Origin of the sequence: Bacillus sp. AFS073361 (assembly GCF_002567005.1) — a bacterium.
Taxonomy (GTDB): domain Bacteria; phylum Bacillota; class Bacilli; order Bacillales; family Cytobacillaceae; genus Neobacillus.
Map to the genome: position 1 here is coordinate 1 of NZ_NUZU01000064.1, position 17734 is coordinate 17734.

The 17734-nt window shown below is 34.9% G+C and carries 21 protein-coding genes and 1 pseudogene; 16 read left to right on the forward strand and 6 right to left on the reverse strand.

Annotated features, from left to right (window positions below; genetic code table 11):
• Positions 1-49: 49 nt before the first annotated feature.
• From COJ96_RS25105 to COJ96_RS25120, 5 genes are all read left to right on the forward strand, one after another.
• Positions 50-508 (forward strand): hypothetical protein, encoded by a 459-nt coding sequence (locus COJ96_RS25105; protein ID WP_098576516.1) that lies wholly within the window; start codon positions 50-52, stop codon positions 506-508.
• Positions 509-835: 327 nt separating this feature from the next.
• A complete protein-coding gene (locus COJ96_RS25110) occupies positions 836-1036 on the forward strand; it encodes a cold-shock protein (RefSeq protein WP_007083691.1) in 201 nt (66 codons plus the stop codon).
• Positions 1037-1400: 364 nt separating this feature from the next.
• Entirely contained in the window at positions 1401-1733 is a 333-nt protein-coding gene (locus COJ96_RS29510; protein ID WP_306460616.1) for a GMC oxidoreductase, read from the forward strand.
• On the forward strand, positions 1690-1908 hold the full coding sequence (locus tag COJ96_RS29515; RefSeq protein ID WP_306460617.1) for a GMC oxidoreductase: 219 nt from the start codon (positions 1690-1692) through the stop codon (positions 1906-1908). Before COJ96_RS29510 ends, COJ96_RS29515 begins: the two co-directional genes overlap by 44 nt.
• Positions 1909-2014: 106 nt before the next feature.
• The gene (locus COJ96_RS25120; RefSeq protein WP_098576517.1) at positions 2015-3211 is read left to right on the forward strand and encodes an FAD-dependent monooxygenase; all 1197 of its coding nucleotides are present in this window, start codon (positions 2015-2017) and stop codon (positions 3209-3211) included.
• A gap of 345 nt (positions 3212-3556) precedes the next feature.
• Here COJ96_RS25120 and COJ96_RS25125 read toward each other — a convergent pair whose 3' ends face one another.
• On the reverse strand, positions 3557-3877 hold the full coding sequence (locus tag COJ96_RS25125) for a hypothetical protein (RefSeq protein ID WP_142333049.1): 321 nt from the start codon (positions 3875-3877) through the stop codon (positions 3557-3559).
• A gap of 467 nt (positions 3878-4344) precedes the next feature.
• On the reverse strand, positions 4345-4674 hold the full coding sequence (locus COJ96_RS25130; protein ID WP_098576519.1) for a DUF3888 domain-containing protein: 330 nt from the start codon (positions 4672-4674) through the stop codon (positions 4345-4347).
• 299 nt (positions 4675-4973) lie between these two features.
• On the opposite strand from COJ96_RS25130, the gene COJ96_RS25135 reads away from it, so the two are divergent.
• Positions 4974-5423 carry a GNAT family N-acetyltransferase gene (locus COJ96_RS25135; RefSeq protein ID WP_098576520.1) on the forward strand — a complete coding sequence of 150 codons (450 nt, stop codon included), beginning with the start codon at positions 4974-4976 and terminating at the stop codon, positions 5421-5423.
• A 304-nt stretch (positions 5424-5727) separates the two neighbouring features.
• A complete protein-coding gene (locus tag COJ96_RS25140; RefSeq protein WP_098576521.1) occupies positions 5728-6600 on the forward strand; it encodes an aminoglycoside 6-adenylyltransferase in 873 nt (290 codons plus the stop codon).
• Positions 6601-6961: 361 nt separating this feature from the next.
• Here the strand turns inward: COJ96_RS25140 and COJ96_RS25145 are convergent, their stop codons facing one another.
• Positions 6962-8377, reverse strand: a complete 1416-nt coding sequence (locus COJ96_RS25145) for a LysM peptidoglycan-binding domain-containing protein (RefSeq protein ID WP_098576522.1) — start codon at positions 8375-8377, stop codon at positions 6962-6964.
• A 354-nt stretch (positions 8378-8731) separates the two neighbouring features.
• Between COJ96_RS25145 and COJ96_RS25150 the strand changes: the two genes are divergently transcribed.
• From COJ96_RS25150 to COJ96_RS25185, 8 genes are all read left to right on the forward strand, one after another.
• On the forward strand, positions 8732-9154 hold the full coding sequence (locus tag COJ96_RS25150) for a hypothetical protein (protein WP_098576523.1): 423 nt from the start codon (positions 8732-8734) through the stop codon (positions 9152-9154).
• A 165-nt stretch (positions 9155-9319) separates the two neighbouring features.
• Complete coding sequence (locus tag COJ96_RS25155; RefSeq protein ID WP_098576532.1) at positions 9320-9760, forward strand: cell wall hydrolase; 441 nt, start codon at positions 9320-9322, stop codon at positions 9758-9760.
• A 457-nt stretch (positions 9761-10217) separates the two neighbouring features.
• Positions 10218-10367, forward strand: a complete 150-nt coding sequence (locus tag COJ96_RS28920; RefSeq protein ID WP_180230256.1) for a hypothetical protein — start codon at positions 10218-10220, stop codon at positions 10365-10367.
• A gap of 284 nt (positions 10368-10651) precedes the next feature.
• Positions 10652-11305 (forward strand): hypothetical protein, encoded by a 654-nt coding sequence (locus COJ96_RS25165; protein WP_098576525.1) that lies wholly within the window; start codon positions 10652-10654, stop codon positions 11303-11305.
• A gap of 170 nt (positions 11306-11475) precedes the next feature.
• On the forward strand, positions 11476-11943 hold the full coding sequence (locus tag COJ96_RS25170; protein ID WP_098576526.1) for a hypothetical protein: 468 nt from the start codon (positions 11476-11478) through the stop codon (positions 11941-11943).
• A 101-nt stretch (positions 11944-12044) separates the two neighbouring features.
• Entirely contained in the window at positions 12045-12506 is a 462-nt protein-coding gene (locus COJ96_RS25175; protein ID WP_098576527.1) for a hypothetical protein, read from the forward strand.
• Between the two features lie 184 nt (positions 12507-12690).
• On the forward strand, positions 12691-13047 hold the full coding sequence (locus COJ96_RS25180) for a DUF2019 domain-containing protein (RefSeq protein WP_098576528.1): 357 nt from the start codon (positions 12691-12693) through the stop codon (positions 13045-13047).
• A gap of 90 nt (positions 13048-13137) precedes the next feature.
• Positions 13138-13602, forward strand: a complete 465-nt coding sequence (locus COJ96_RS25185) for a hypothetical protein (protein ID WP_098576529.1) — start codon at positions 13138-13140, stop codon at positions 13600-13602.
• A 250-nt stretch (positions 13603-13852) separates the two neighbouring features.
• Here the strand turns inward: COJ96_RS25185 and COJ96_RS25190 are convergent, their stop codons facing one another.
• The 3 genes and pseudogenes from COJ96_RS25190 to COJ96_RS25200 all read right to left on the reverse strand — a co-directional run bounded on the left by COJ96_RS25190 (position 13853) and on the right by COJ96_RS25200 (position 16619).
• Positions 13853-15070: an MFS transporter gene (locus COJ96_RS25190; RefSeq protein WP_218936526.1), complete on the reverse strand. Its 1218-nt coding sequence runs from the start codon at positions 15068-15070 to the stop codon at positions 13853-13855.
• A 360-nt stretch (positions 15071-15430) separates the two neighbouring features.
• Positions 15431-15838, reverse strand: a complete 408-nt coding sequence (locus COJ96_RS25195) for a cupin domain-containing protein (RefSeq protein ID WP_098576530.1) — start codon at positions 15836-15838, stop codon at positions 15431-15433.
• Positions 15839-15867: 29 nt separating this feature from the next.
• Positions 15868-16619: pseudogene (locus COJ96_RS25200) on the reverse strand (SDR family oxidoreductase).
• Positions 16620-16868: 249 nt separating this feature from the next.
• On the opposite strand from COJ96_RS25200, the gene COJ96_RS25205 reads away from it, so the two are divergent.
• A complete protein-coding gene (locus tag COJ96_RS25205) occupies positions 16869-17414 on the forward strand; it encodes a TetR/AcrR family transcriptional regulator (protein ID WP_098576531.1) in 546 nt (181 codons plus the stop codon).
• Positions 17415-17734 lie beyond the last annotated feature (320 nt).

Consider the following 17734-nt stretch of genomic DNA (forward strand, 5'->3'; position numbering starts at 1 on the left):
TGTTTGAATACGGGCTTACGCTATTCAAAATATCCTTTGGGTGATATTAATGAAAAATCAAAAATTGTTTTTACTTGCTTTACTGGTTCTGCCTTGGTTAACGGTCCCTTTACTAGGCAGAAAGGCATTTAAAAGATTTCTTCCTTCTGCCATATTTATGTGTACATTCACTAAAGCTTTGGATTTGTATGGTGAAAAGAAAAATTGGTGGAAATTTTATAATGGTATCGGACCTTTCAATAGTATGAATTTTATGAACTTCGGTCCTTATCTTGTCACAAGCTTATGGATATTAAAAATGACTTTTGGCAAATTCCCGTTATATATAATTTCAAATACTGTTCTTCATATGTTTTTTATCTTCGGTGGACTAAAATTTGTTGAAAAATTAAAAATATTTTCCTTAGAAAATTTATCAAAAATTAAATATTTATCAATAAATTTTGTAAGGGCTTTGATTCTATATGGTTTTCAATATATAACGTCACCTACTAAAAATAGGAAGTGATTTTATTTAAAAATGATTTAGAAATCAAAATGTCAAAAAGCCATTCCATTATGTACAGTATTATTGTGAACAGTTTCACTTAAACTAACAGGTGCTTTACTTGAATAATAACAACATAAGAATCCAAACTAATTGTGAAAATTCAGGAGTGACAAATATGGTTGCGTTTATGTCGTCTTGCAAATACTTTTAAAAAATGTTAAACTTTAGAAGAATTATTTTTGGTCGGTGTAAAGGATAGTATAAGATTAACTTTTCGTCTTGATGATCACTGAGTGCAAGAATAGTAACACATTGTGTGCAAAGCACACAGCAGGAGGAAACAAAATGGAACAAGGTAAAGTAAAATGGTTTAACGCAGAAAAAGGTTTCGGATTTATCGAACGCGAAGCTGGAGACGATGTATTCGTTCACTTCTCAGCAATCCAAAGCGAAGGTTTCAAATCATTAGACGAAGGTCAAGCAGTTACTTTTGAAGTAGAGCAAGGTCAACGTGGTCCCCAAGCTACTAACGTTCGTAAAGCTTAATAATAAATAATAATGGTGGATATAGACAGGCTCTATTTTAGAGTCTGTTTTTTATTTACGTTAAAAACAAGAAACCCCACTCACGAATGAATGGGGAACATGTAAACAAGTAAATCAAATGGTAATCAAAGTGTATCACATAATCAATCAAAAATTCTACTAATTATCAAATAAAAATTAGCATCCTAAAAAAGTTGATAACCCAACAGGCGGACGGCGCCTTCAATTATTAGGTTTCCCATTACCAATCTTTGTACCAGGTCAGGAAGTTTCGATAAATGGTTGGGATTTTAACCCGGCAAATCCTAGTAATGTTATGAGTATTAGAATTATAGATGTAAATCCAAGAAGCCGAGGCACTGTCATGGTTTCCCATAGCGATCCAGAAGCCTATCCAACCATTGACTTAAACCCGTTGGCAAATCCCAATGACCTAAATTTCATGGTGGATCAATATATCGCGACGTATAACATGATCGTGAGGGCTCGTCAACTTGATCCAGGAGGTATCTATCAAGTAGTTTTTCCTGATGAAAGTGTCTTCCAAATACAAAATGAGAATGAAAAGCGGGCTAAATTAGCTGCTTTTGTTAGAGGATTTTATTCCCTTTTCACCCACTCCGGAGGACAATGTAAAATGGCAAAGAACATCGGTGAAGGGAGTTGTAGATTCATTTCTAAATGTCTTTGGAACTAAAAACCTGAAGGTAGCTGACCTTTCTATTGCTCCAATTCTACCTGACGGTAATACGTCAATTCCATTACAAATGATAGGGTTAAATGCTGTAAGATTTATTCAAAATAATCCTCACCCTAAATTGAGTTGCCACGGCAGCTCATTTTCTTATTATTCTAACGGGCTGGATAGTTAAACTTAGTTTCAGCTTTTAATTAGCAAAAGATTAAATAAGTTAAATAGGACGTGAATATACTTGGAGATGTTAAGACTTTAATTAGAATAGGAGTGAATAAGCAATTATGAAACAAAGGATGCGCGTTCTTATTTCTGGTGCGAGCATTGCCGGTCCGGCACTTGCTTACTGGCTTCACCGCTACGGATTCGACGTGACTGTAATAGAACGTGCACCAGAATTGCGCACGGGGGGTTACGGGGTCGATATCCGTGGTGCAGCCATTACGGTGCTTAAAGGTATGGGGATACTCAATCAAGTTCGTGCATCTGACACAAACTTGACTGGTGTTTACTTCGTGAATAGCAATGGCAAGATCGAAGGTCAAATAAGCGAAGCAAGTATGGGGAACCAGCAGGGGATGGACATTGAGATCATGCGTGATGATCTTAGTAACATTTTGTACGATTTAACCAAGGATACAATTGAATACATTTGGGGCGATTCGATTACCACTATACATGAGACTGAAGCTAGTCTGGAAGTTCAATTTATTCATGGCAAGCCACAGACATTTGACCTGGTCGTGGGCGCGGACGGGCTCCATTCTAATGTGCGCACCTTAACTTTTGGCGACGAAGCACAGTTTAAACGTACACTTGGCTGTTATATCTCGATTTTCACCCTCGAGAATTATCTCAACCTCGACCATCGTCAGCTGCTTTATACGATTCCAGGCAAAACTGTAGGTATGTATAGCGCTCGTGATAATACCGAAGCAAGGGGGATGTTCTTGTTCCAATCAGAGGCATTGAAGTACGACCGCCATGATACAGAATCTCAAAAGAAACTTGTAGAAGATGCCTTCTTAGGTCATACAGGTTGGGAAACCTCTCATCTACTCAAAACCATGAAAGATGCGACAGACTTTTATTTTGACGAGATTTGCCAGATTCACATGCCGACATGGTCAAAAGGGCGAATTACATTTGTTGGCGATGCGGCGTATGGTCCATCACCTCTATCGGGTCAAGGCTCTAGCCTGGCACTTGTTGGGGCTTTTGTATTAGCTGGTGAACTTAAAGCTGCAAATGGCGATTTCGCCCGTGCATGTGTTGCCTACGAACAAAAAATGAGAAAGTTTGTTGAGAAAAATCAAAAAATAGGACTAATAGCTGCCGGGAGTATGATTGAAAAATCAAATTTCAAAATCTTTCTACGCAATTTAATGTTGCGTATACCCGCCATTATGGTCGTACAATTTAGGATGATTTCGAAAATGATAGCAAAAGCTGCTAATGGGATAGAGCTTAAAGATTATTGATATAAATAGATGAAAGGAGTTTAAGCCGAGCATTAATTCAATAGGTTGGAGTGTTATAGTGACTAACCTAAAATAGTTATGGGGTAGCCAATAGAGAGTAGGAAGTTTCCCTCCATGGGGAAGCATTATTGAAATAAGTTTGTGAAAAAATTTACTTAAACAAATGGGTACAAGAGTTAAACAAGGTCTTGCGGCGGTTTCCGGGGTGGTAAATTTATGAGGCGATTCTTTTAGTAAGAATCGCTTTTAACCTTTTCTTAAAGAAGGGGGCCGTGGAACACCGTTAATGCTCCTTCGGGATATTTATCAAAGAATATAAAAAATAGTTATAACGGTCCTTATTATCTATTCTTGATCTGTTTTTACTTCATCACCGGAGCCTACGCCACCAACTGTATATTTGTCATCCTCATAATTAACAGTAACTGAATATTTTTGGGAAGGTTCTTCTTTATCATAACCCTCCACCCAAACTGTACCTCCTCCAACTGCATTAGTATATTCAACATCTTTTGGTACAAAATTAATATTTTCCTTTTCCTTCATAAATTCCACAGCAGTTTCTTTCGCTCTTTTACTTATAGTGTCTTTTTCAATATGATTACAACTATTCAATAATATGGTCACTCCTAAAATTAGTAGAATTTTATTTATATATTTTTTCAAAGAATCGCCTCAACTTTTAGATTAATAATACCTGACTTTGAAATCATTATAAATATACTAAAGCCTTTATTGAAAGGAAAGTTTGTTGTTCAAATCCAACCGTTAAGCGGGGCGTTAAATAATTCAAAAAAATGAAAGTCATTTTTTCTAGTTGAGCTAACAGGGCTAGTTAATTGAAGAAGGATAATAGAAAATATAGGGCGAACTTATTAAGGATAAAAAATGTTAAGTAAAATATGTATTATGAAAACGAAACATACACGAATATTGTAGGATTTATAATGGTAACTTTATTGTTAGTAACTGTTGGATGTGTAACAACTAGAAATACAGTGGTAGAACCAAACAAATCTACAAAGATAGATGTAAAATCTAAAGAAGATGAATATGCATTATGAGTAGAATCCATACGTTCCATTTGCACTAAATTCGTATTAATAGACAAAAAAGACCTCTACACAGGAGGTCTAAGGACTTTTGGAAGATTTTAAATGCTGATAATTAATTAACTTTATAGCAGGACGATCCTTGACATTTCTCCAAAATATATTTGGGTCAATACCAAATGTGATTTTATCAGTTCCATAGGATTTACGGTTCTTAATACCGCCGCTATGCGGAGAAACAGTGACTATCACCATGTATGGATACTCCTGACGAGTATCTTGGAGTTGTGATTCTATAATTTCCACAACATTATAGTGGTTTTCCCAATCAAACGACATTCCGCTTATCGATTCATCATGATATTGTTCCCTTGCAGCATTAAGAATTTCAGGGATTAGAAGGTCTAACATAAAATTTTTAAAATGTTGTTCTTGTGGAACATCATTTGTTACTCGGTATAAATCATCACTATATCCTTTGCGGTGATACTCTTCAGCAAAGACAAAATGTGTACAAAAAAGAAAGATAAAAACTAAGGTTATAAGTGTTTTTTTGAAAATTTTTCGTCACCTCCATATGGTGTAATATTTGTAAAAAAATACAATCTATTCTTGATTAAAGCTAAAACAACTAGTGGGTAGTATTCATCGAATTTATAACAAGAAAACAACAAAAAAAGCAGTAAACAAAAATTGAGGAGTTATTTGTAGTGAACCAACACCAAATCATTATTACTGATTATAATCCCAAGTACGCTGAACAAACAGTGAAAATGTGGCGAGATAGTAAGGAACAAGCAATTGGTCAGAAAGAAATTCATAGCTTTGAAAATCACGTTTATTTTTTAAATAATATATTACCTGGACAGTTTCAAATAAATTTAGCGTTAATTGACGATAGAGTAGTGGGAATGATTGCTTCTAATGAAACGGAAATAAGCCAACTTTATATTCATATAGATTATCAAGGAATGGGTATAGGTCAAACATTACTAGATAAAGTAAAAGCCAAATCAAGTAGGAGATTAACATTATATACATTTGAAGTAAATAAAAAAGCACAACGATTTTATGAAAAGAATGGATTTAAAATCATTGGTAGAGGACACGAAAATGAAGAAAATTTACCTGATATTCAATACGAATGGGTATCAAAATAAACAATGCTAACGGGTGCAAGTGTTGAAGAAAGTGGTCGTTGCAGCGGTCTTTTGCAACAGATAAGGAACCTTTTGATACCTTATTATCCATCACATCTTTGGAAGAGGTAATGAGAAGTTTAAATGAATACTTAAAAGAATAACACTTGTTGAGATTCTTTAATTTCGAAGGATAAGTTTATTCTTTTTCAAGAAACATGGCAGTTTAGTTATAGAAGGAAATGACAATCAATCAGAGAATTTATAGTAATTCGAGGAATCCAACATGCTAAACTCATTGTTAATGAAAAGGAGATAAAGATCTATGCGTACTGAACAAGAAATGATAGCTTTAATTCTGGACACAGCAGAAAAAGATGAACGAATTCGTGCAGTAGTAATGAATGGTTCACGAACAAATCCTAATGTTTCAAAAGATATGTTTCAGGATTTTGATATTGTTTATCTTGTAACCGAAATGGATTCTTTTTCACGGAATCACAATTGGATAGAGGTTTTTGGTAAACGAATCATTATGCAAACACCTATGGCTATGTCGATGTTTTCGCCATCATTGGGTAGTCGATTCTCCTATCTAATGCAATTTACAGATGGAAATCGTATTGATCTGACGTTAATTCCCTTAAACGAAAAAGACAAATATTGTAAAGAGGATAAGCTAACAATTATATTGATGGATAAGGATCATTGCCTCCCTGCAATTCCTCCTCCTACGGATGAGGATTATTGGGTAAAACGTCCATCTGCTGAATTCTATGCAGATTGTTGTAATGAATTTTGGTGGGTATCCACTTACGTAGCAAAGGGTTTATGGAGGAAGGAAATTCTTTATGCACAGGAACATCTTAATGTTATTGTTAGACCTATGTTAATCAAAATGCTGGAATGGCAGGTAGGTATTCAAACTGACTTTTCTGTAAGCATAGGTAAAAGCGGTAAATATCTAGAGAGATTTCTTCCAGAGGAAATCTGGAAGGAACTTCTTTCTACTTATGCTGATGGGAGTTATGATGGTGTCTGGAAAGCATTATTAACAATGGCTCAGTTGTTTCGTAGTACAGCAAAATATGTTGCAGATAGTTTAAATTATGAATATCCATATGAACAAGATAATGGTGTTACGGAGTATTTAAAGCATATAGAAAACTTATCACCAAATGCTAATGAAATTTATTGATCTACTTTAACTACCATGAAAATAAGTTTCCTTCAGTTCTTTATGAAATAAACCCGCTAATAGTGTTTAATTGTTTTTAAACGATTTACCATTGTTGTATGTATTGTAAAATTGACGCTAAAACTTGGATATCTTTAAATAAATACTATACTTTGCAAAACTCTTCAGGAATCTTGTCCTTTATAATATTAAAAGTTTCCATTCGTTAAGCAACTTTGATTTGTACAATAAAAAACCTACCTAAATATTTTCAATTGAGGAGAAAATCTCTTAGAGAAAATTCTGTTAATAGGTGGGAACTATTTGACGCTTACTAATAAATCGAGCAGAATGATTCTGCTCGATTTGAATTTTATCATTGTTACATCAGTTTTTTAATCGAAAAATTATCCCTCAATAAAGCCCAGTTCTCTGGGTATGGATAACCCAATGCCCAGTAACTGATCCCACGGAGGTTATAGTCTTTGACCATATTAAACTTGGCCTGTGCACTTCGTGCATCCTCAAACCACACCTCATGACCCTGCCCTTTTTCATCTACGTAACGGAAAAATGGAGATTGGGTGGTAGCATCATATTGAATGGCAGCTCCATATTTTACTGCACGTCTTAAGGCTTCCTGTGGGCTGAAAGTTTCGGCTTCTTGGCCCTTAACATGAGGAATCTTCCAGTCCCGCGCATAAATTTGGAAGCCTAAAAAGATTTTATCAGCTGGCATAACGGATAATGCATATTCCACTACTCGCTTCATTTCATTTATAGGAGAGATGGCCTGCGGAGGACCGAGGCGGTATCCCCATTCATATGTCATCAGCACGACAAAGTCGGCAATTCTCCCGTGCGCTTCATAGTCATGGGCTTCATATAAGAGACCGGCTTGAGTGGCTCCCACCTTTGGTGCAAGTGCAGTTGAAACAAAATATCCTTTTGGATGGAGGCGGTCCACTGCCAGCTGTAGGAACTGGTTGTATACCTCACGGTCTGCCGGCAATACATTCTCAAAATCTATATTAACTCCTTTATAGCCTTTGCTATCCATGACCTGGAGAATGTTGGTGAGGACCTTATCTCTTATTTCTGGAGTAGCCAAAATGGTATGTGCCACATTTGATCCGGCCTGGGTGGAAGTAAAGTTGGTAACTGACATCATGGGCACGACATTTTTAGACAATGACGCTTTAACCATTTCCTCATCATTTTTGACGGGATTTAACGTTCCATCTTCTGCAATAAGGTAGGCGAATGGACTAAAGTACGTTAACAAATGGCCAATTTCATTAAGGGTTTGGACGGCTCCTGCACTCGGTTGATAGGTATAAGCATTCACTTCAATCGCTGGTTTTGTTCTTGGAATGGCCAGCTGCAGTCCAGGATAAATCAAATTAGGGTTAGTAATCTGATTTTCATTGATGATAGCTTGAACAGTGGTTCCATATCGATTGGCAATTTGCCATAAGGCTTCACCAGGTTGGACGATATGTGTAATGGCTGGAATGTAGAGTGTGGTTCCCGGATATAAAAGATTCGGGTTTGTTAAGTTGCTGGATTGAACAATCGCTGAAATCGAAACACCATACTTTTGGGCAATCGACCATAATGTTTCCCCATATTTTACGATGTGGGTAGTTCCTGGTTTTGGAATTACTAACGCCTGGCCAACCACTAATTGATTTGGATTCTGGAGATCATTTATTTGTACAATGGAACTCATGCTAACGGCATAACGGTTAGAGATTTGCCAAAGCGTCTCACCACTGCTGACAACATGTATTATCATTCAGATTCCCCCATAGGCAATTTCATTAATGTACTATATGTAACGGCCACAAAAAATGTGTAAATACCCGATATTCAATGAACTAAGAAAGCAGAATAGCAAAAGAGGACGGTCTGTTTATTTTCAACAATCGGGCCAGCGGGAGAAGTTCTGTTATAAACGCTTTCAACGTGATAAACAGGAGAAAACTAGATATGGTGAGAATAGTTTCTTGGAAAGGAACTGACGAATTTCCGAATGTAAGGGTCTAAAAATTGAACATAGAGGAAATCTATGTCCCACCTAACGGTGGGGTGAGTGGTGGGTAGTTTAGTTTAATAAAAATACTTCCATAATAATATCGGAGGTGTTGGAATGATTACGGTCAAAAATGCTGAAAGTTACCTTAAAGATAAGGTTGGTATAGATTCCAAAGATATAAAAAAAGTTTGGGAAACATTTAAGAATTTTTGTAAAGAACCAGTTGAGGGAGAAGAAGATAAAGAGATTCTATTTCAATGTGGTGTGTATGATTTTACTGGAGAGGAACTATTTCATTTTGATTTTGTACGTCAGTTTACTATTTATGAAGAAGACGAGTATTCTCAGATGGAACAACTTCACTGTGAATTTTTATTTAAACCAACTTTTGAGTTAAGGAAGTTAGAGGTAGAAGAATGGTCAATGGATTATGATGATATAGATGATTTTTTAACTCATATAGAAAACCTTCAGGAGTTTAAAATACCTTTGAATTTAAAGCCGATAATATTAGAAATATATCAAGAAGAAGTTTGAACCTTGTTTCACTAACGGATGCGATGCTTCAATAATGAAGGATCGATTTATTCTTATTCAAGTAACAGGGAGTATATTTGCATAATGGTAACTAAGCAACTCTATTATATAAATAATGACATGAATGTAGGATTTTTTTCATACTATATTTTTGGGGGTGATGAAGTGGCAAGAGTAAGGGCTAGAAGTCATGAATTAGATGAAATGGCAAGAATGATGAGAGCAGAAGCGGAAGGCGAAGGACAGCAAGGAATGTTATATGTTGGAAATGTAATAATAAATCGTGTTGTCGCACAATGCTTAGATTTTAAAAGTGTAGGCAATATTCATGATGTAATATTTCAAGTACAAGGAGGAAATTTTTCTTTTGAAGCAGTGCAAAAAGGGAATGTATTTTATCAAAGATCAAGAACTTCCGAAAGAAGGTTAGCGCAACAAAATATAAATGGTTGGAGAGATCATCCAGCTAAGTTTGCTCTATGGTATTTTAATCCACATGCTCCATGTCCACCAACATGGTACGGTCAACCTCATACTGGTGCATTTAAAGAACATTGTTTTTATGAACCGAAACCTGGAACATGTGATAGTGTTTATAGAGGTTAAGCTTACTCTTTGAGTAAGCTTATTTACATAATTAGAATATTTAAGTGGTGTGGGGCTAATTGAATGGGAAATGACTTTTATGCGGATACATTTATTTTGGCGGTTGGATTTTTAGCAATATATATGTTTTTTCACGCAACACGGGAACGCTTCTACAACAACAAGACTTATGACCAAGTTAGGTATATAACTCAATTTGCCTTATCTTTTAATTTTTGGTTCATTAAAAATTTTATTTCTAGTCGGAGGAATCTTATGTATTGTTGCTGGGATATGGGGAATTAGCTTTCCGTTTCTTTAAAAGTCTTCTTAAGCTAAACTTTTCTTTTTGTGCTAACAAAGCAAGTTAGCTTAAGAAGAACCCTTAAGGGTCATTCGAATAAAGCAATAAATTAAGCACAAAATAAAACGGAAATGAATTCGTAATACAAATAAAAAGAAATGTAGGAGTAAAAGTATGAATAAGGACAAAGGGAAAACAACAAATGTATCAGGAAGTTTTCAAGTGATTGAAGACGACCGAAAAGAAACGATTGAGGAAATGAGAAAAGATAACAAATTAGATGAAGAAACGGAATACTATGCACGTATTTTTATGGAAGAGTAATAACTTGAAGGGCTGGCTGCTATTGCCGGCTTTTTTTGTTATTCAACTAAAGGGCAGGATAGTTGAAGAAGATGTTTTCTCTTATTATTGTATTAACCCACCAATGATAAAGAAAGGTCTTACAAATGAATGCTTATAATATAATCCCCCCAATTCCTTTTTTACTTGGATTAGTTGGAATAATGCCTTAGTGTTATCGAGAATAATGATAATAAAATCTTCAACAAAAAACAGGGAGGTAATTAAAGAGGCTAATATAATTTTAATAGGAGTTGGATAGATGAATGAGCCGTTTTATCCCGAAATACGGAACGATTGTTTGTCGGTTAACAGAAGAAGAAAATAAGCGTTTTTTTCCACTATATCAATCTTTCTCTGCAAAGATTAACGGGTTTAGAAAATTACAAAAAATGTTGGTAAATCCAAGTCAGGAGTTAGTTCAACACATCGAAGTGTTAGCCGAAAAATTTGAAAAAAAGAGGTATGCTGTATGGGAACCGTTATACAATCAATATGGTTTGCAGTGGAGGTCAGATACATATATATTGCCTAATCATGATGGGATTCTCTATAATGCAAAAAGTTTCGTACCTGAAAGCTTTGAAAATTCTTATTACAAAGGGGAAGAATCTATGAAAAACGTAAATGAAAATAAACCTATTGACGGCACATTAATGGGAAAATTAACTGAAGAAGATATCAAACATTTAATGGAAGTAGATGCACTTGATGCTGCACTTCAACATATCAGTATTTCGGTCTCTACTGTTGAGGAATTTGATAAATTCCTGCTTAAATTTCAGGAACTTGAGAAACAAAGAAGAAGTGTGATTATCTCTATATATAAACGAATGAAGATACCGCAAGCTTGGGAGCTTACATTTGATTATTCATTAGGGAATATTTATGTCGTCAATTATGAAGAGCCTTACGAATAATGTAAATTGATATGGTATAGGGATGAGGAAACTTAAAAATATTTTTTGCTCACTAACGGGTGCGATTGTTCAATAAGAACAGTCGCTTTTCTTATTCCGCTAACGGGGCAGGTTAGCTTAATAACGTGATATGATAAATTATAGTTATTCAGGTTTAATAAGGAGGTCTTATGATAAATAACAATATCCTTTGTCGAACCCCTGGTGTATACTCTGATGGATTAACAAGAGGAAACTCATACAAAGTAATTGATATAAATAATGATAAAGAAATGGTTCGTATTAAATGCGACAATGGACGATTAAGATGGTTTCCATTATCCCTCTTTAATGTGAATAGTGAGGACATCATAGATTTAATAAGCTGGAAGTTTGATGATGAAGTATCAAATGACGCTAATGAAACCAATTGGATAGAAATCAGTATGAAAATGAGTGACGGAAGTGAAAGATGGTGTATTCTATTCACCCCAGAACGATTAAAAAATGCATTACAGAAACCTGATATACATCCTCCAGGACTCCACATAAAACATATGATAGTTGTTAGAAGTTACAATGTAGAGGATATACAAAGTGTTTTAGAATATCTAAATCAGCAAGGTGAATTAATAAGTGCCACATTACCACTTTTATAAGTCAATCTTCTTGTGCTAACTGGCAGGTTAGCTCAACAAGTAATAATGACAGAATAATTGAACTTTGATAAGAGAAAAGTAAATAAAAAAAGGATTTTTTTATGATTGGACTTTTTATTGCTGTTTTTCTCTTTAATATAATTGCTTTTAAAACTAACAAGCAGTTGACTAAAAATCAAATTGTTCATATTTGGTCATTTACTATTATTTTACAGGGGATTGCTGATTTGTATATTGACCACAAATACCAAGGTTATTGGTACTTTACAAAAGATGTTGATTGGGCATCTTTACCTACCCTCACAATACTTTTACCACCTATAAATATGATGTTTTTGAATTGGTATCCGTTTAACTCTCCATTATTAAAAAGAATACTTTATTATATTTACTGGTTAGTTTTTATGTTGTTTTATGAATTAATAGCATTACTTCCAGAACCTTGGGGATATTTCAATTATGGGTGGTGGAAATTGAAGTATTCTTTTCTTGTTGACCCTATTTTGTTGGTTATTTTACTGAATTATTATAAGTGGATTTGTAAGATTGAAAAAAGTCACTAAATGGTTCTTTTGTATAGCAAAGGGGTGCTGCGGCAGCTCTTTTCTTGTTCCGATAACGGGGAGTTGAGTTCAAGTTCGAGGCTGCTTCGGAACACATTTTCTTATTGAACTAAGGGAGCAGGATTGTTTAATAAGGATAGTGAATTAGGAAATAAGCAAATAGAATTTTTGGAGAGGTGTATCTGTGGAAATTAATACTTTGGTAGAAAAATGTATAAAATCAGCAATTGAATATGGTGTAGCTGCATTTGAGGTTGTCGAAAATTCAAGAAGAACAAATCGATTATTTGATAAGAATTTCAAAAACTTTAAAACATTAAAAAGTCTTGGAAGCAATGGGATTGATGAATTAGAAAAGTTGCTGGAACACTCAAATGACTATGTTAAATATTGTTCTGCCACGCATTTACTTTCGGTAAAGGAAGCAAAGGCGAAAGATGTACTAAAACGATTAGTCAGTAAACCTCAAATTTTTGGATTTGATGTTGAAATGTTAATAATTGAGTGGGATAAAGGTAATTTAAAAGAGTATCTTGGCTAGGTGCTATTGTACTAACGTGCAGGATTGTTGAACAAGGATATATCTGTCGAAAATGACATTGTAGATTTCAATTTCTTTAGGAGGTATATATTGAAAAAATTCCGAGGAAAGAAACGTTATTTTCGTGAACTATGGAAACAAACAGAAGTAAATACATGTGACATTCAACTTGATGGGTGGTTCGATTTTTGGCATAGACATCTTGATTTTTGGGGAATTGGTAATGATAGTGTGAGATTTAGAAAAGAACATGTAAAAGCACATTTGGCTTTATACAATAACTTATTAAAGGAACTTGAAACATTTAATAAACCATACCAATCTTGGGTGTTAATTAACTTGAATGACGCTGGACAAGATGCAGTATTTATTCATACGTTCAATCCCAACAGTGATAATTATCCATATAAAAACCATAATATTGACTGGAATTGCAGTATTCTTAACATTTTTAAGGAACTAATAGATATAAAAAGTTATAATTTGGGCTTTTTAAGTAATGAATATGGAGAAAGGTATTATATCCAATCCAAGTTTTATGGAACTCCGTTATAAACTTGCTTGATACAAGTCTTATGAGGCATTATGAAGTCTAATTTAAAGGTGATTTAATTATGTATCAATAGGTTCTACTCCATTGAGATTGTGAAGAGATGTACTTAAAGTAACGGGTGCAAGAGTTGAAGAACACGGCTGTCATTGAGGCAGCTTTTTTTATTGAGCTAACGTGGCAGTTTAGTTTAAGTACATTCCTTCACAAAGTTATAGAAAAGAAACAAATTTCCCCATAGTTATAAACGGTAAACTAAAAACTTCTTTGTTGAACTTTGCTCATTTTTGCCTTTTTAAGAACAACTCCCAAAACAATGAGGGAAATCAAAATAATGATAATTGAATTTGAAAGGAACAAAGACTGAACAGTATGAAAGTTTAATAGCTTAGAAACCACTGTCCCCTCATAAGGAGATAGGGTAGCACCAATGTTATAAGCAACTAACACCATTGTTGTTCCAAGCTTTGCCATTTTTTTGCTTTGTTGCGTAAATGTATGAAACAAATATGGCATCAAACAACGAAAGGAAAAGCCAATAGCCATTGAACAAAATGTCGTGAGTACGATACTTTCTGAAATAGTCGTGATATAGATAGAAATTCCGAGAAATAAAAGTGCAACTGGCATGATATAATCCTTCAGCAGTTGAAAAATTCTACCGAATGAAAAACCGGCAATAAATGCGCCTAAACCAATGAAGGCAAGATTATTGCTGCCAATAGTTGCATTGCCAATGTGTTTTTCTAAAAGCAGTGGGGTAACCTGAATATTGTAATTAATAAAAATGGTTACAATCACAAAAAGCAAAATACCATAACCAAAGACCGAGCGATAGGATCCTACGTCGTTGGGGCTGTCCGATTCCGTTCCTTTTAGTTCTGCTTTTCTTTTTGCCATCTTCTTCTTATCATTCGGAACAAAGAAAAGGAATCCCAGAAAAATTGGAAGCGCCAGAGTATATATAAGAAACGATGTATACCAGTTGATTTTCAACAACTGCCCCACTATAAACGTCAAACAAATGCCGCCCAATCCTTCAAAGGCACTTTCCAATCCAATTACAGCTGCTTTTCTGCGGGGATCATCCTGAAATATATCACTAATCATTTGAATGATTAAGCGGTTGAATAAACCGATTCCTAAACCAAAGAAACAGCGTGAAAGAAATAAAAACGAAAAGGTATCATGTTTTAGTACCGGAAAAACCCCTGCAAAAAAAACAAGCATTAAACCAATCAATATCGTTCTTTTCTTTCCAATCCATAGTTCCAAACGGTTCGCAACTAAAATACCTAAAATGACAAACAGTGAAGGAATGGTTGTTAACAGCCCTACATGGGTTGGATTTACTGTCGGAAATTCCTTTTCGATTGCAGGAATGTTTGCGGCAATCAAAGGACCTGATGAGATCAACAAAGCAACTGACAGCAAAGAATATATTTTTAACCTGTCCATACGAATATTAACCATCTCCTTTCCCCACATTTTTTTATGCAAGTTCAATTTTAAGGTCATGACCTAACCATATAACCCTTAAAAAAATCAATGATAATTCATTAATCAACATCTGTTTAATATCATAAAGAGAAATGAATGTATTCAATGGTTAAATTAATGCAATTCGTTGATTACTCAACAAATCAATCAAAATTGTTGAGTATCTATAAAAGGTTGGTTAAGTCAGCATGTCTAATATACATATCATCAACTTAATCGCTGCATTTTTAATAACTTCTTAGCTTAAGGTAACGACTGTACCACTTCAATATTTTTCTGCCATACGACCGTTATAATAAACGTATCGAATCAATGATTCGATGCGTTAGTTTTTTACAATTTGTTATAGGTTTCATCATCGACAGGTTCTAACCATTCCGGCTTACCTGCAGTGATTGCAATGTGTTCAAACCAACTATCTTTTGCTGCACCATGCCAATGTTTCACACCATCGTGAGTGACAATAACATCGCCAGCTTTTAAGAATTGAGCAGGCTTTCCTTCTTCTTGATACCATCCTTCGCCACCAGTTACCAATAAAAGCTGGAATCCATCACGATGGATATGCCAGTTATTTCTGCATCCAGGTTCAAAAGTTACATTTCCAACACCAACATTCACTTTAGGGTCAGCAACTAATCCTTGAAGATAACTTTGTCCCACAAAGTATTGTGCGTATGCATCATTTTTCTCGCCAGCTGGGAAAATAACTCCATTTTTTACTTCTTCATGTTTTACCATTTTAATTCCTCCAATAAATTTTATTATTATTAACCGACTTGAACAGTTGGACGGACAATTAATTCATTGATTGTAACATCCTCTGGTTGTTCGATTGCAAAAGCGATAGTCTTAGCAATTCTTTCTGCAGGAATGGCTACTTGATAAAAGTCCTCTAAGCCTGCTTTCATGGTTGGGTCGGTTGTCGTTTCGTTTCTAAGAGCTCACTGCTAATAGCACCAGGAGAAACATTGGTTACACGGATATTCGTGCCACTCATCGCTTCTTCTTGACGCAAGCCTTCAGAAATGGCTTTTACTGCAAATTTTGTACCGCAATAAACCGTTCCGCCTGGGTAAATGTTATGTCCAGCTACAGAAGAAAGATTAATAACGTGACCTGATTTACGCTGTCTCATAGATGAAACGATAGCAGCAATAGCATACAAAACACCTTTGATGTTTACATCAATCATCTTATCCCACTCGTTAACTTTATTTTCAGCAAGAAACGCTTGTGGCATGATTCCAGCATTGTTGACTAGTACATCAATTTTTCCAAATTCTTTAAGAGCATACGCAGCAAGTTCTTCCATTTGTTGACGAGAAGACACATCTGTAACTTTATAAATAGCTTGTCCGCCACTTGTTTGAATCTCATCTTGTAATTTCTTTAATCGGTCTTCACGACGAGCTGCGAGTATCAATTTTGCACCTTTAGATGCAAGTTCTTTAGCAGTAGCTTCTCCAATTCCAGATGAAGCACCAGTAATAATGACAACTTTATTTTGAATATTAGACATGATAAATTCCTTTCAACACGATTCATTATTAAACCTCCTCTATGAAATCAATTAACTCTTTAATTATTTCAAAAGTAGTAAAAGTTGATGTGTTAATAAATCGCATATTGATACGCTATCGCACATCTGTATATAATATAAAATGAATAGAGGGTAACTGCAATAATCAAAATGCCGTGATTTGTGCGTTACTGCACAAGTTGATTAAATTTGTACGATAACTTTTAAGAAAGCTCGGTGATTACAACAATGCCTAAAGTAGATAGAAGAGTACAAAAATCTCAAGAAGCAATAAAAAAGGCTTTTATTGAACTGTTGTCTGAAAAAAGTTTTGATCATATTACGATACAAGATATTTCTGACAAGGCAAACGTCGGTCGAAGAACCATTTATGATCATTACATCGATAAATATGATTTACTGGATAAGCTCATTGAAGAACATATAAACGAATTAAGGAAACTGTGCAAATCGGCAGCTGATTTGAATTTTGTCGAGGGAAATCTGATGTGGTTTGAATACTTTGAACGTAATTCTTCATTCTTTTCAACCATGCTAGCAAGTAAAGGAGCCACTACTTTTCGTAGTCATTTCCTAAAATTTGTGATTGAGGAGTTAGAGGGTGAAGTAGATGTGACCGAAGGAAAGAATCAAGGATTAAATAAGGATTTAATTCTTAAATTTTTTGGAGCAGCAATAGTAGAGTTAGTAACAGCGTGGATTACCAATGGATTATCTGAACCAACTCAAGTTGTGGCAGAACAGATGGGGATTTTGTTGGATAGAAACTTTTAGTTATAGGATAGTTTTTCATATTTAAACGAAGATTGTGAAGGAATATACTTAAGCTATCGGGTGCAAGAGTTGAAGAACCAACTGCCATCAAGGTGGCTTACCTTCTTTAAGTAACGGGCAGGTTAGCTTAAGAAGAACCATTTAAATATCTCCCACTTTTTTACCGATTTATGGTAATGTTGAAGTAGTGAACATTTATGAAGAATTACTATGTAATAGGGATTGTCCGCTTTCAATATTTAATGTCTTTTGTTTGTTTAGTTGTTCTATTTGTTATTATTCGATATGCCGTTTGGAGCAGGATTTCAGAACGAAATTGG